Below are 14,535 nucleotides of genomic sequence, written 5' to 3'. Positions count from 1 at the left end.
GCGGAAGGCTTTGCACGGGACTGGCCGGGCGCCGCGGCGCGCCCTCCAGCCGACGTGCAGGCAACCCAGGAGACGCACGCATGAACGACACCGCTCGCACGCCGGACGCCGGCGCATCCAACATCCCCGACAGCCGGGGCATCAATTTCTTCACGGTCGATCCCGATTTCGGCGCGTTGCTGAAGCTGCATCTCGGCGATGCGCACTATGCCGATCTGGAGCCGCGGCTGCGCGCGCTCGGCGCACGCGTGTCGGGCGAGCTCGACGAATGGGCGTCGCGCGCGGACAAGCACCCGCCCGTGCTCGAGCATCGCAACCGGCGCGGCGAGGCCGTGCAGCGGATCGACAAGGATCCCGCGTATGTCGCGCTCGAACGCGTCGCGTATTCCGAGCTCGGGCTCGCGTCGCTGAGCCACGGGGCCGAATCGGTGCCGCCGCTCGTCAAGTACGCGCTGACGTTCCTGTTCGTGCAGGCGGAATTCGGGCTGTGCTGCCCGGTCAGCATGACCGATTCGCTGACGCGCACGCTGCGCCGTTTCGGCGATCCGGCGCTCGTCGCGCGCTACCTGCCGATGCTGGCGTCGCGCGACTTCGACACGCTGTACCAGGGCGCGATGTTCATGACCGAGCAGGCGGCCGGTTCCGACGTCGGCCGGATCTCGACGCTGGCGACGCGCGAGACGGACGCGCACGGCGAGACCGTCTGGCGCCTGACCGGCGACAAGTGGTTCTGCTCGAACGCGGATGCCGATCTCGCGATGGTGCTCGCGCGGCCCGACGGCGCGCCGGACGGCATCAAGGGTCTCGCGCTGTTCCTCTTGCCGAAGACGCTGCCGGACGGCACGCGCAACCGCTACCGGATCGTGCGCCTGAAGGACAAGCTCGGCAGCCGTTCGATGGCGAGCGGCGAGATCGCGCTCGAAGGCGCGCAGGCGTACCTGATCGGCGAGATCGGCCGCGGCTTTCACCAGATGGCCGACATGATCAACATGTCGCGACTGTCGAACGGCGTGCGCGCGGCCGGGCTGATGCGGCGCGCGCTGAACGAAGCGCTGCACGTCGCCGCGCATCGCGAGGCCTTCGGTCGCAAGCTGATCGAGATGCCGCTGATGCAGCGCCAGTTGCTGAAGATGCTGTTGCCGGCCGAGGCCGCGCGCGCGATGTTCATGCAGATCGCGCTGCTGCTGCCGCAGGCCGATGCGGGCGACGAGCAGGCCGCGCGCTGCGTGCGGATCCTGACGCCGCTGATCAAGTTCCGCGCGTGCCGCGATGCGAGGCGCGTGACGGGCGATGCGATGGAAGTGCGCGGCGGCACCGGCTACATCGAGGAATGGAGCGACGCGCGCGTCGTGCGCGACGCGCATCTCGGCTCGATCTGGGAGGGCACGAGCAACATCGTCGCGCTCGACGTCGCGCGGGCCGCGCAGCGCGAACAGTCGCTCGATGCGCTGCGCGCGTTCCTCGGCGACCGGCTTGGCGGGGCGCCGCTGCCCGATGCGAGCCGTGCGGCGCTGCGGCGCATTCTCGCGCGCGCTTGCGACGCGCTCATGCGGGTCGCGGCCGAAGGCGACGACGCTCGCGTGCGGCAGGTCGCGTCCGCGCTGTACTACGCGAGCGCCGCGGTGCTGATGGCGTGCGAGGGCGTGCGGCTCGCGCCGGATTTCCGGCGGCTCGCGCTCGCGCACCTGATCGTGCGCCACAAGCTGCTGCCGGTCGATCCGCTTGCGCCGGCATCGCGCGACGACGAATCGGCCGCCTATGGCGCGCTGCTGCGCGGCACGCCGATCGCGCTCGATACCGCGCTCGACCTGCTGCCGGAGGTTGAACGATGAGCACGACGCGTGGCGCACTGGATGGCCTGAAGGTCGTCGACCTGAGCCGCGTGCTCGGCGGTCCGTACTGCACGCAGGCGCTTGCCGACCACGGGGCGACGGTGGTCAAGATCGAGCCGCCGGACGGCGACGAGACGCGCGGCTGGGGGCCGCCGTTCCTCGGCGATACCGCGTGGTACTTCATGGGCGTGAACCGCAACAAGGAAGGGCTCGCGCTCGACCTGTCGCGCGACGAAGGCCGCGCGATCCTGTGGCGCTTGCTCGACGAAGCCGACGTGCTCGTCGAGAACTTCAAGCCGGGCACGCTCGCGCGCTGGGGGATGGACTATGCACGCGACCTGCAACCGCGCTTTCCGTGGCTGATCCACTGCGCGGTGACGGGCTTCGGCGCGGACGGTCCGCTCGGCGGGCTGCCCGGCTACGACGCGGTGATCCAGGCGATGGCGGGGCTGATGAGCGTGAACGGCGAGCGCGACGGCGACGCGACGCGGATCGGCCTGCCGATCGTCGACATGGTCACGGGCCTCAACGCGCTCGCGGGCATCCTGCTGGCACTCGCGGAGCGGGAGAAGAGCGGGCGCGGGCAGTCGATCGACATCGCGCTGTACGACTGCGGCGTGTCGCTGCTGCATCCGCACCTGCCGAACTTCTTCGGCTCGGGGCGCGTGCCGGAGCGCAGCGGCAACGCGCATCCGAACATCGCGCCGTACGACAGCTACCGCACGGCGACCGTGCCGATCTTCCTCGCGATCGGCAACGACCGGCAGTTCGCGCGGCTCGTCGCGCATCTCGGCGCGCCGGCGCTCGCAAGCGATCCGCGCTTCGTCGACAACCGCAGCCGCTGCGCGCACCGGCCCGAGCTGAAGGCCGAACTGGAGGCACGGCTCGCCGCGCACGCCTGCGAGCCGCTCGCGCGCGACCTGATGGCGGCCGGCGTGCCGTGCGGCCCCGTGCGAACGGTGGCCGACGTCGCGCACGATCCGCATGCAATGCACCGGAACCTGTTCGTCGAGATCGGCGCGTATCGCGGCACCGCGTCGCCGGTGAAGCTGTCGCGCACGCCGGCCACCTATCGTTCGCCGCCACCCGCGCTCGGCGGCGACACGCGCGCGGTGCTCGATCGCCTCGGCGTCGATCGCGCGCTCCAGCAGCAACTGCTCGATGCCGGCGTGCTGAAAACGGCGCCCGGCCACGCGCCCCCCGACTGACATGACGCCGCCGGCCGGCGGCGTCATGCCGGCCACCGGGAAAGGCGCGCGACAGTCGCGCCCCCGAAACCCAACATGGAGACATCGATGAGCCGTCAGCAATCCCCGACCGCCGCGCCGCAACCGCGGCCCGGCCGCGCCGCCTTCGCGGCGTTCGTCGGCACCACGATCGAGTGGTACGACTTCTACATCTACGGCACGGCCGCGGCGCTCGTGTTCGGCAAGGTGTTCTTTGCGAGCACGATGGATCCCGGCGTCGCGACGCTGCTCGCGTTCGTCACGTTCTGGGCCGGCTTCGCCGCGCGGCCGCTCGGCGGCATCGTGTTCGGGCATCTCGGCGATCGTGTCGGCCGCAAGACCGCGCTCGTGATCACGCTGGTGATGATGGGGCTGGCCACGACCGGCATCGGCCTGTTGCCCGGCTATGCGCAGATCGGCGTCTGGGCGCCGGCCGGCCTCGTCGTGCTGCGCGTACTGCAGGGCATCGCGGTCGGCGGCGAATGGGGCGGCGCGGTGCTGATCGCGAGCGAGAACGCGCCGAAGCATCGCAGCATCCTGTATGCGGCGTTCGCGCAGCAGGGCTCGCCCACCGGCAACCTGCTCGCCACGGCCGCGTTCTTCGCGCTGAGCGCGCTGCCGACACCGTCGTTCCTGATGTGGGGCTGGCGCATTCCGTTCCTGCTGTCGGCCGTGCTCGTGATCATCGGCATGGTGATCCGGCTGAAGCTCGAGGAGTCGGTCGACATGCAGCGCGTGCTCGCGCGCAAGCGCACCGTGAAGCTGCCGCTGCGCGATGTCGTGCGCGATCACTGGGTGGTCGTGCTGCTCGCGGCCGGCACGCTGCCGGTGATCAACGTCACGTACTTCCGCAGCACGTTCGCGCTGTCGTGGGCGACGAAGGAGCTCGGCTACGCGCAGGGCACGTTCCTCGGCATCCTGTCGATCTCGCTCGTCGTGCAGTTCCTGATGCAGCCGGTCGGCGCGTGGTTCGTGTCGAAGGTCGACATGCGTCGCGCGATGTGCTGGATCCTGATTCCGGAAATCGTGCTGATGCCCGTGATGTTTCATGCGCTCGCGACCCGTTCGTACTGGGTGGCCGTCGCGGGCATGTGCATCTCGACGATTCCGTCAGCGATGTTCTACGGCGCGGTCGGCGGCGTGCTCGCACGCGTGTTCCCGGCGAACATTCGCTACACGGGCCTGTCGCTCGCGTACCAACTGAGCGCGCTCGTCGTCGGCGGCGGCACGCCCGTGCTCGCGCAGGCGATCCTCAATTCGACGGGCAGCATCGTCGGCGTCGCGGTCGCGTCGGGGCTTTACGCGTTCGTGTCGCTTGTCTGCATGCTGGCGCTGCTGAACCGCACCGGCTATCGCGCGGATGAACTGTCGACCGCCGAACGCAGCGACGCGGCTGAATGGGGCACCGAAGGCGGCAGCGCGGAGGCTGCGGCCGACGGGCGTGCGCAGCCGGGCGAGGGCAGCGCGCTGAAGCCGGCCGGCTGAGCCGCACGGAATACCGCCACGCGCGAGGCCGGAACACGCCTAACGCGCATCCCCAAAAGAAAATGGCACCGTGCGAAACACGATGCCGTCTTTCCCCGGAGTGCGCGGCCGGCAGGCTGCCGGCCGCGCGCATCGCGTCATCAGCCTTCCGTCGGCGGCACGTAGCCGGACGCCTGGTCCGCGCCGTCGCCGAAGAAGTACTTCTCGGTCTGCTTCATCAGGTACTGGCGCGCACGCGGGTCGGCCATGTTCAGGCGGTTTTCGTTGATCAGCATCGTCTGCTGCTTCAGCCAGCCTTGCCACGCTTCCTTCGAGACGCTTTCATAGATGCGCTTGCCGAGTTCGCCCGGCAGCGGCGGGAAATCGAGACCTTCGGCTTCCTTGCCGAGCTTCGCGCATTGAATCATACGGGCCATCGTGTACTTCTCCTGTAATCGGACTGGGGGAGGGCGGGCGTCTTGCGCCGTTCAGAGCTGCTTCATCAGCACGAGCGACTTGCGCTGCCAGTTATAGAGTTTGCGGCGGTCTTCCGGCAGGTCGTCGACGCTGACCTTGACGAAGCCGCGCTTGAGGAACCAGTGCTCGGTGCGCGTCGTGAGCACGAAGATATGCGTGAGGCCGCGCGCGCGCGCGCGCTGCTCGATGCGCTTGAGCAGGCGTTCGCCGTCGCCCGAGCCCTGCGCTTCAGGCGCGACCGTCAGGCACGCCATCTCGCCGATCTTCTCCTGCTGGTACGGATACAGCGCCGCGCAGCCGAACAGCACGCCATCGTGCTCGATCACCGAGAAGTGGTCGATGTCGCGTTCGATCTGGTGGCGGCCGCGCCGCACCAGCGTGCCGTCCGACTCGAGCGGCTCGATCAGCGACAGGATGCCGCCGACGTCGTCCGGCGTCGCCTCGCGCAGGCTTTCGAGGTTCTCGTACGAGATCATCGTGCCGACGCCGTCGTGCAGGAACAGTTCGAGCAGCATGCTGCCGTCGAGCGATTGCGGGATCAGGTGCGCCCGGGTCACGCCGCCGCGGCACGCGCGGATCGAATGCTTCAGGAAAAATGCGTCGTCGCCCTGGATGTTGCCGGAATCGAGCAGCTCGGCCGCCGCGTCGAGCGACATTTCGCGGATCAGCCCGCCTTCGTCGTCGACGATGCCGGGGCCGTCGGTCAGGAACACGATCTTGTCGGCGCGCAGCGCGATCGCGGCGGCCGACGCCACGTCTTCCATCGACAGGTTGAACGCTTCGCCGGTCGGCGAGAAGCCGAGCGGCGACAGCAGCACGAGCTTGCGGCTCGCGAGCGAATGACGGATCGACTCGGCGTCGATCTTGCGCACGATGCCCGTATGCGCGAAATCGACCCCGTCGAGAATCCCCACCGGCCGCGCGGTCACGAAGTTGCCCGACACGACGCTGATGTGCGCGTGCGCCATCGGCGAGTTCGGCAGACCCTGGCTGATCGCGGCCTCGATGTCGAGACGTACTTCACCGGCCGCTTCCTTCGCGGATTCGAGCGCGCGCGCATCGGTAATGCGCAGGCCGTGCGAAAACTCGGATTCGACACCGTGCAGGCTCAGCTGCTCCTCGACCTGCGGGCGCGAACCGTGCACCAGCACGATCTGGATACCCATCGCCTGCAGCAGTGCGATATCGGACACGAGCGCGTTCAGCAGCCCCTGCTGCACCACCTCGCCGCCAAACCCCACGACGAACGTGCTGTTGCGGAACTTGTGGATATAGGGCGCGACGGAACGCATCCAGTCGACGAACTGCGCGTGGCTGGCGGCCGAATCGTCGGCGGCCGGCGGCGTCGCGGCGCCGGTCTGGGCGGGAGGGAGGTCGGTTTGGGAATTCATGGGCGGGATTATAATGCGCCCCCATGTCGAATGTACCTAAAAGTCCCGCGCCGACGCGGGCCAAAGCGCCGTCGGCCCGGCACCCGGATGGTGCGGCCGATGCACGCCAGCAGCAGGGCCAGCCGCCGCGCCGGCCGCAGCAACAGCAGGCGGGCCAGCCTGCGCAAGCGCCGCGCGGGCCGCGCGGCGACGAATCGCGCGGCGACGCGCGCCAGCCGGCCGCGAAGGACGCGTCCGCTGCGACGGGCGAGCGCGCGCCGCGCCGCGAGCGTGCGCCGCGCACCGTCGTCGCACCGAACCCGGTCCCGCCGATCACGTACCCCGAAAGCCTGCCCGTGTCGGGCAAGCGCGACGAAATCGCGCGCGCGATCGCCGGTCATCAGGTTGTCATCGTCTGCGGCGAAACCGGTTCGGGCAAGACCACGCAGCTGCCGAAAATCTGTCTCGATCTCGGCCGCGGCCTCGGCGCCGGCGGCACGGGACTGATCGGCCATACGCAGCCGCGCCGCCTCGCCGCGTCGTCCACCGGCCGCCGGATCGCCGAGGAACTCGGCACGCCGTTCGGCGAAGTGGTCGGCTACAAGGTGCGCTTTACCGACAACCTCGCGCCGGGCGCGTCCGTGAAGCTGATGACGGACGGGATCCTGCTCGCCGAGACGCAGACCGACCCGTTGCTGAAGGCGTATGACACGCTGATCATCGACGAGGCGCACGAGCGCAGCCTGAACATCGACTTCCTGCTCGGCTACCTGAAGGAAATCCTGCCGAGGCGGCCGGACCTGAAGCTGATCGTCACGTCCGCGACAATCGACGCCGATCGCTTCGCGCGCCATTTCGGCACTGACGAGCGTCCCGCGCCCGTGATCGAGGTGAGCGGGCGGCTGTATCCGGTCGAGATGCGCTACCGGCCCGTGGCCGAAGATCGCCCGGCCGTGAAGAACGCCGAAGGCACGGCCGGCCGGGACCGCGTGAAGACCGCGCGCGAAGCCGAGCGCGACCTGATGGACGCGATCGTCGACGCCGTCGACGAGCTGTGCCGCGAAGGCCCCGGCGACGTGCTGGTGTTCCTGCCCGGCGAGCGCGAGATTCGCGAAGCGGCCGAGGCGCTGCGCAAGCACCACCCGCCGCACACCGAGATCCTGCCGCTGTTCGCGCGGCTCTCGGCGGCCGACCAGGACAAGGTGTTCAAGGCGTCGAACGCGCGCCGGATCGTGCTCGCGACCAACGTGGCCGAAACCTCGCTGACGGTGCCGGGCATCCGCTACGTCGTCGATACGGGCCTCGCGCGCGTGAAACGCTATTCGTACCGGAACAAGGTCGAGCAGCTGCAGGTCGAGTCGATCTCACAGGCGGCCGCGAACCAGCGCGCGGGCCGCTGCGGCCGCGTGGCCGACGGCGTCTGCATCCGCTTGTACGAGGAAAGCGATTACCAGGCGCGCGCGCGCTTCACCGATCCGGAAATCCTGCGCTCGTCGCTCGCGTCGGTGATCCTGCGGATGAAGTCGCTGCACCTGACGGCGATCGAATCGTTCCCGTTCCTCGAACCGCCGCCCGGCCGCGCGATCGCGGACGGCTACCAGTTGCTCAACGAGCTCGGTGCGGTCGACGACGACAACGCGCTGACGCCGCTCGGCCGCGAACTCGCGCGGCTGCCGCTCGACCCGCGCGTCGGCCGGATGATTCTTGCCGCGCGCGACCAGCAGTCGCTGCGTGAAGTGCTGATCATCGCGAGCGCGCTGTCCGTGCAGGACCCGCGCGACCGCCCGATCGAAGCGCAGGAGCAGGCCGACCAGGCGCACCGCCGGTTTGCCGACGAACGTTCCGAATTCCTGCAGTGGCTGAAGATCTGGGCGTGGTTCGAAGAGGCCGTCGCGCACAAGAAGTCGAACCGCCAGCTGGTCGACGCGTGCCGGCAGAACTTCCTGTCGCACCTGCGGCTGCGCGAGTGGCGCGACGTCCATTCGCAACTGCTGACCGTCGTGCGCGAGCACGGCTGGCGCCTGAACGAAGTCGAGGCGACCTACGAACAGGTCCATCTGGCCCTGTTGACGGGCCTGCTCGGCAACCTCGGCCTGAAGGCCGACGACGATCCGCACTATCTCGGCGCGCGCGGGATCAAGTTCTACCTGTGGCCGGGCTCCGTGCTCGCGAAGAAGGCCGGCCGCTGGGTGATGGCAGCCGAGCTTGTCGAGACGAGCCGGCTGTACGCGCGCTGCCTCGCGAAGATCGAGCCCGAATGGGTCGAGAAGATCGGTGCGCACCTGCTGAAGAAGTCGCTGTCGGAGCCGCATTGGGAAAAGCGCCCGGCGCAGGTCAGCGCGTACGAGCGCGCGACGCTGTACGGGCTGCCGATTTATCACCGCCGGCGCGTCGCGTTCGGCAAGCAGGATCCGTCGCGTGCACGCGAGCTGTTCATCCGCGGCGCGCTGGTCGAAGGCGAGTTCGACACGAAGCTTGCGTTCTTCGCGCACAACCGCAAGCTGCTCGCCGACATCGAGCAGCTCGAGCACAAGTCGCGCCGGCAGGACGTGCTGGTCGACGACGAGCTGATCTACGCGTTCTATGACCAGGCGATTCCGGCGGGCGTTCACACGGGCGCCGCGTTCGAGCGCTGGTATCGCGACGAGGTGAAGCAGGGCGGCCAGCCCGAGGACAAGCTGCGGCTGCTGTACCTGTCGCGCGACGACCTGATGCGCCACGAGGCGGCCGGCGTGACGACCGAGCTGTTCCCGAAGCGCGCGACGATGGCCGGTGTCGAGATGGCGCTCACGTATCACTTCGAGCCCGGCACGCCGCGCGACGGGGTGACGCTCGCGGTGCCGCTGTACGCGCTGAACCAGGTCGACGCGCGCCGCTGCGAGTGGCTCGTGCCCGGGATGCTGAAGGAAAAGGTGCAGTTGCTGCTGAAGTCGCTGCCGCAGAAGCTGCGCCGGCATTGCGTGCCGCTGCCCGAATATGCGGCCGGCTTCGTCGAGCGGATGGGCCGCGAGCGCTTCGGTGCGGGCGGGCTGGTCGAGGCGCTGATCGCCGATGTGCGCGGCGAGACGCAGGTCGCGATGAAAACGGCCGACTTCAAGCTCGAGACGCTGCCCGCGCACCTGTTCATGAACTTCAAGGTGATCGACGAGCACGGCCGCCAGCTCGCGATGGGGCGCAATCTCGCGCAGCTTCGCCAGGAGCTCGGCGCGCAGGCGCAGCAGCAGTTCCAGAAGATCGCGGCGGCGTCGACGATCGCGGCCGGCGGCGATGCCGATGACGGCCAGGCCATGGGCCAGGCGCCGGCGACGGCCGCCGCGACCGGTACCGCCGCCCGCAACGCGAAGGCCGGCAAGGGCGCGGTGCCGCAGACGGCCGCTGCGGCGGAAGCCGGCGCGACGGCGCTGTACGAGAACCTGACGACGTGGAATTTCGGCAAGCTGCCCGAGCTGCTGGAGATCCGGCGGCGCGGCCAGACGCTGTACGGCTACCCGGCGCTCGTCGATCGCGGCACGCATTGCGACGTCGAAGTGTTCGATTCGCCGGAGGAGGCCGCGCGCATCCACCGGGCCGGCCTGCGGCGGCTGTTCGCGCTGCAGTTGAAGGAGCCGATCAAGTTCCTCGAGAAGAACCTGCCGGGCCTGCGCGAGATGGCGATGCAGTACATGTCGCTCGGCACGCAGGACGAGCTGCGCGACCAGCTGATCGACACGGCGCTCGATCGCGCGTGCCTGCAGGATCCGCTGCCCGACGACGACGCGAGCTTCCACGCGCGCCGCGACGAGGGCCGGAGCCGCCTGAACCTGCTCGCGCAGGAAATCGCGCGGCTGGTCGGGCAGATACTGGCCGAATACGCGGGGCTCGTGAAGAAGCTCGCGCAGGCGAAGCCGTTCGCGCAGGCGCATGCGGACCTGCAGCAGCAGCTCGCCGCGCTGGTCGGCAAGCGCTTCGTGATCGATACGCCCTACGCGCAACTGGCGCACTTCCCGCGCTACCTGAAGGGCATCGCGCTGCGGATCGACAAGCTGAAGGCCGATCCGGCGCGCGACGCGAAGCAGTCGGCCGACCTGTTGCCGCTCGCCCAGCAGTACCAGCGCGCGGTGTCGCAGCGCGGCGGCGTCGCCGATTCGCGGCTCGCGGAATTCCGCTGGCTGCTCGAGGAACTGCGGATTTCGCTGTTCGCGCAGGAACTGCGCACGCCGATGCCTGTCTCTGTCAAGCGTCTGCACAAGGTCTGGGAGTCGATGCAGCGCTAGCGCAACATCGGTTGCCGGGCCCGCACCGGCGGGCGGCCCCGGCCGGCCGCGCGGCGCCTGCCGCGCCGGCCGACAGGGCCGCCGCGGCGTGCGTCGAAGGGGCGCAATGCCGGCTTCGGTCAACCGGCCGGGCCGGTTGAACGTTTTACAATGACGGTTGTTCCACGACGTGAGTCTTCATGCGCACTTTCCTTTCCCTCGGCCGCACGCTCGCGCTGGCCGCCGCCGTGCTGGCGCCCGCCGCACACGCCAATAACGTGATCGTCCTCAATTCGGCCGAAGCGACGCTTTCCCTGATCGACCAGCAGACCCGCCAGGTCGTCGGCACGATGCCGACCGGCAAGGAACCGCATCACCTGATGATCACGCCCGACAATTCGTCGCTGATCGTCGCGAATTCGGTCTCGAACAGCCTGATGTTCCTCGATCCCAAGACGGGCAAGCTGCAGCACACCGTCGAAGGGATCGACGATCCTTACCAGCTCGGCTTCTCGCCCGACCGCAAGTGGTTCGCGGCCGCCGGCCTGCGCCTCGACCGCGTCGACATCTACAGCTACGACGGCCGCGACCTGAAGCTCGCGAAGCGCGTGCCGCTCGAGGTGATGCCGAGCCACCTCGCGTTCACGAAGGACAGCAAGACCTTGCTCGTATCGCTGCAGGTCTCCGGCGAGATCGCGGCGATCGACCTGCCGACGCAGACGGTCAAATGGAAGATGAAGGTCGGCAAGGTGCCGGCCGGCCTGTGGCTCACGCCGGACGACAAGTACCTGCTCGTCGGGATGACGGGCTCGGATTACGTCGCGGTGGTCGACTGGCGCAACCAGAAGGTCGTCAAGCAGATCGTCACGGGCAAGGGCGCGCACAACTTCCGTTCGCTCGCCGACGGCACGCACGTCGCGGTGACGAACCGGGTCGCGAACACGATCAGCATCATCGATGAGAACACGCTCACCAACGTCGGCGACATCACCGGCCTGCTGCCGGGCCCGGACGACATGGAACTGTCCGCCGACAAGAAGACGCTGTGGGTGACGTTCCGCTTCGCGAAGAAGGTCGGGATCATCGACCTGCCGTCGCGCAAGCTGGTGCAGACGATTTCCGTCGGCCGGTCGCCGCACGGCATCTACTTCTACGACCGTGCGCCGTGGCGCGCGGCGAACGGCGCCTGACGGACGGAGGTTCGCGATGCTTCACCTGATCGATACCTTCGTGTCGAACATCCAGACCTGGCTGTACGTCGACGTCGTGCAGCCGCTCCTCTTCAAGTTCAACATGATGGACTACGACGAGGACACCTACGACGCGCTGTACTGGGTGATCATCGGCGCGCTGCAGATGATCGTGATGTTCGTGCTGCTGCGCCCGCTCGAGGCGCTGCGGCCCCTCGAGGACTGGAAGGACCGCAAGGCCGTGCGGGTCGACGTGATCTACACGGCGATCTCCAAGCTCGGGATCTTCTCGCTGCTGTTCTTCTTCGCGTTCCAGCCGCTGTTCGACAACTTCCAGGCATGGTTGCGCCTGTATGGCATCGCGAACTTCGACCTCGACTACCTGTGGCCGGGCGTCACGTCGCAGCCGATCGTCACGTTCGCGATCTATCTCGTCGTGCTCGATTTCGCCGGCTACTGGTATCACCGCTGGCAGCACAAGATCGGCATCTGGTGGGAGCTGCATGCCGTGCATCACAGCCAGCGCCAGATGTCGCTGTGGTGCGACGACCGCAACCACCTGCTCGACGACGTGATCCAGGCCGGCTTCTTCGCGGCGATCGCGCTCGTGATCGGCGTGTCGCCGTCGCAGTTCGTCGTGCTGACCGCGTTCACCAACTTCATGCAGAGCATCCAGCACACGAATGCGCGGTTGTCGTTCGGCTGGCTCGGCGAGCGCCTCGTCGTGAGCCCGATCTTCCACCGGCGCCACCACGCGGTCGGCTACGGTCACGAAGGCACCAAGTACGGCTGCAACTTCGGCGTGCTGTTCCCGTGGTGGGACATGATGTTCGGCACCGCGTCGTGGAACCGCACGGTCGAGCCGACCGGCATCCGCGACCAGGTCGAGGGTGTGTCCTACGGCGAAGGCTTCTGGGCGCAGCACGGCCTCGCGTTCGTGCGGATCTTCCGGCGCCTGTTCCCTGCCAAGCGTGGCGCGGCATCGGCCTGATCCGGCCATTCTCACGTTGAGCGGCTCTCCCACGCGGCCCGCATGTGCTTTGGCGCATGCGGGCCGCGTGGTTTATCCTTTCCCCGTTTTTCTCCGTCGATACAGGCTCGCATGAACGACTTGCTGCGTTCCTTCGTCCGGGCATTGGCGAGCGCACTGCATCCGCGCATGCTCTGGCTCACCCTGATGCCGTTTCTCGTCTCGGCCGTCCTGTGGGGCGTCGTGCTGTGGTTCTCGTGGCAGACGCTGCTGGATCTCGCACGCGGCGCGCTCGACGGCTTCGTGCTGACGGCCATGCTGTACCGCGCGTTCGACGCGATCGGCATGTCGCAGCTGCACGCGGTCGTTGCGCCGTTCGTGGTCGTGTCGCTCGCGATTCCGCTCATCGTGCTGACCGTGCTGCTGCTGATCGCGACGATTTCGATGCCGGTCGTGATCAAGCACCTGTCGAACCGGCAGTTCGCGGCGCTCGAGCCGAAGCGGGGCGGCACCTTCTTCGGCAGCGTGTTCAATTCGCTGGGGGCGGCGCTGGCCGGCGTCGTCGTGCTGGTCGTCACGATCCCGCTGTGGCTGATTCCGCCGTTCTTCGCGCTGCTGCCGCCCGTGATCTGGGGCTGGCTCACGTACCGCGTGATGACCTACGACGCGCTCGCGCTGCACGCGAGCCGCGACGAGCGCCGGGCGCTCGTGCGGCAGCACCGCTGGCCGCTGATCGGCATCGGCGTCGCGACCGGGCTGCTCGGCACCGTGCCGACCTTCGTATGGGTATCGTCGGTCTGGATGATGGTGCTGTTCCCGTTCGTCGCGGCGGCCATGATCTGGGTTTACGCTTTCATCCTCGTCTTCTCGGCGCTGTGGTTCGGGCATTACTGCCTGCGCGCGCTGGAGGACCTGCGTGCGAGTTCGCGCGCCACCGCAATCGACATGGGGCAGGCATGAGCATCGGCATCATCATCATCGGCGACGAAATCCTTTCGGGCCGCCGGCAGGACAAGCATCTGGCGAAGGTCATCGAGTTGCTCGGCGCGCGCGGCCTCACGCTCGACTGGGCCGAATACGTCGGCGACGATCCGGCGCGCATCACGGCGACCCTCGCACGCGCGATCGCGTCGGGCGACATCGTGTTCTCGACGGGCGGCATCGGCGCGACGCCGGACGACCACACGCGCCAGTGCGCGGCCGCCGCGCTCGGCGTGCCGCTTGAGCTGCATCCGGAAGCGAAGGTGCTGATTTCGGAGCGGATCCGCGAAACGCACGCCGATCCGGCCACGCCGGTCGACTTCGATTCGCCGGAAAACCGGCACCGCTTCAACATGGGGGTGTTCCCGGCGGGGGCGACGATCATCCCGAACGGCTACAACCGGATTCCCGGCTTCTCGGTCGGCGACCTGCACTTCGTGCCGGGCTTCCCGGTGATGGCGTGGCCGATGATCGAATGGGTGCTCGATACGAAGTACGCGCACCTGCATCACGCGACGCCGCACGCGGAGCGCTCGCTGTACGTGTTCGAGCTGCCGGAATCGACGCTCACGCCGCTGATGGAGCGCATCGAGCGCGATTTCCCGGGCGTGCGCGTGTTCAGCCTGCCGAGCGTCGGCGATGCGGAGCGCGGCGGGATCTATGCGCGCCGTCACATCGACCTCGGCGTGAAGGGCGAGCCGGAAGCGGTCGCGGCCGCGTACGTGAAACTGCGCGAAGGCGTGCACCTGCTCGGCGGCGACGTCGTCGAACCCGATACGCCGCGCGCCTGAGC

General features: G+C 68.6%; 10 protein-coding genes. 8 read left to right on the top strand and 2 right to left on the bottom strand.

Features of this window, described 5'->3' with window-relative positions; translation table 11 throughout:
• Positions 1–80 precede the first annotated feature (80 nt).
• The 3 genes from HWX36_RS18860 to HWX36_RS18850 all read left to right on the top strand — a co-directional run bounded on the left by HWX36_RS18860 (position 81) and on the right by HWX36_RS18850 (position 4,543).
• Entirely contained in the window at positions 81–1,832 is a 1,752-nt protein-coding gene (locus HWX36_RS18860) for an acyl-CoA dehydrogenase family protein (RefSeq protein WP_175953576.1), read from the top strand.
• A complete protein-coding gene (locus tag HWX36_RS18855; RefSeq protein ID WP_175953574.1) occupies positions 1,829–3,040 on the top strand; it encodes a CaiB/BaiF CoA-transferase family protein in 1,212 nt (403 codons plus the stop codon). Before HWX36_RS18860 ends, HWX36_RS18855 begins: the two co-directional genes overlap by 4 nt.
• An 87-nt stretch (positions 3,041–3,127) precedes the next feature.
• Positions 3,128–4,543, top strand: a complete 1,416-nt coding sequence (locus HWX36_RS18850; protein WP_175953572.1) for an MFS transporter — start codon at positions 3,128–3,130, stop codon at positions 4,541–4,543.
• Positions 4,544–4,683: 140 nt separating this feature from the next.
• On the opposite strand, the gene HWX36_RS18845 is transcribed toward HWX36_RS18850, so the two are convergent.
• Positions 4,684–4,959, bottom strand: coding sequence for an oxidative damage protection protein (locus HWX36_RS18845; RefSeq protein WP_006478357.1), 276 nt, complete (start codon positions 4,957–4,959; stop codon positions 4,684–4,686).
• 51 nt (positions 4,960–5,010) lie between these two features.
• Positions 5,011–6,390 (bottom strand): amino-acid N-acetyltransferase, encoded by a 1,380-nt coding sequence (gene argA / locus HWX36_RS18840; protein WP_175941547.1) that lies wholly within the window; start codon positions 6,388–6,390, stop codon positions 5,011–5,013.
• A gap of 23 nt (positions 6,391–6,413) precedes the next feature.
• Here argA and hrpA point away from each other — a divergent pair, with 23 nt between their 5' ends.
• From hrpA to HWX36_RS18815, 5 genes are all read left to right on the top strand, one after another.
• A complete protein-coding gene (hrpA, locus tag HWX36_RS18835; RefSeq protein ID WP_175953570.1) occupies positions 6,414–10,622 on the top strand; it encodes an ATP-dependent RNA helicase HrpA in 4,209 nt (1,402 codons plus the stop codon).
• Positions 10,623–10,801: 179 nt separating this feature from the next.
• Positions 10,802–11,791: a beta-propeller fold lactonase family protein gene (locus tag HWX36_RS18830; protein WP_175953568.1), complete on the top strand. Its 990-nt coding sequence runs from the start codon at positions 10,802–10,804 to the stop codon at positions 11,789–11,791.
• A 16-nt stretch (positions 11,792–11,807) separates the two neighbouring features.
• Positions 11,808–12,782: a sterol desaturase family protein gene (locus HWX36_RS18825; RefSeq protein WP_175953566.1), complete on the top strand. Its 975-nt coding sequence runs from the start codon at positions 11,808–11,810 to the stop codon at positions 12,780–12,782.
• A 111-nt stretch (positions 12,783–12,893) separates the two neighbouring features.
• Complete coding sequence (locus HWX36_RS18820; protein WP_175953564.1) at positions 12,894–13,721, top strand: EI24 domain-containing protein; 828 nt, start codon at positions 12,894–12,896, stop codon at positions 13,719–13,721.
• Entirely contained in the window at positions 13,718–14,533 is an 816-nt protein-coding gene (locus HWX36_RS18815; RefSeq protein WP_175953562.1) for a molybdopterin-binding protein, read from the top strand. The genes HWX36_RS18820 and HWX36_RS18815 overlap by 4 nt, the downstream gene beginning before the upstream one ends.
• Positions 14,534–14,535 lie beyond the last annotated feature (2 nt).

Source organism: Burkholderia sp. BCC0405 (assembly GCF_902833075.1).
In the GTDB taxonomy this organism is placed as follows: domain Bacteria; phylum Pseudomonadota; class Gammaproteobacteria; order Burkholderiales; family Burkholderiaceae; genus Burkholderia.
Note: the sequence above shows the minus strand (reverse complement) of the source record. Positions and strands in the feature narration are given on the sequence as shown.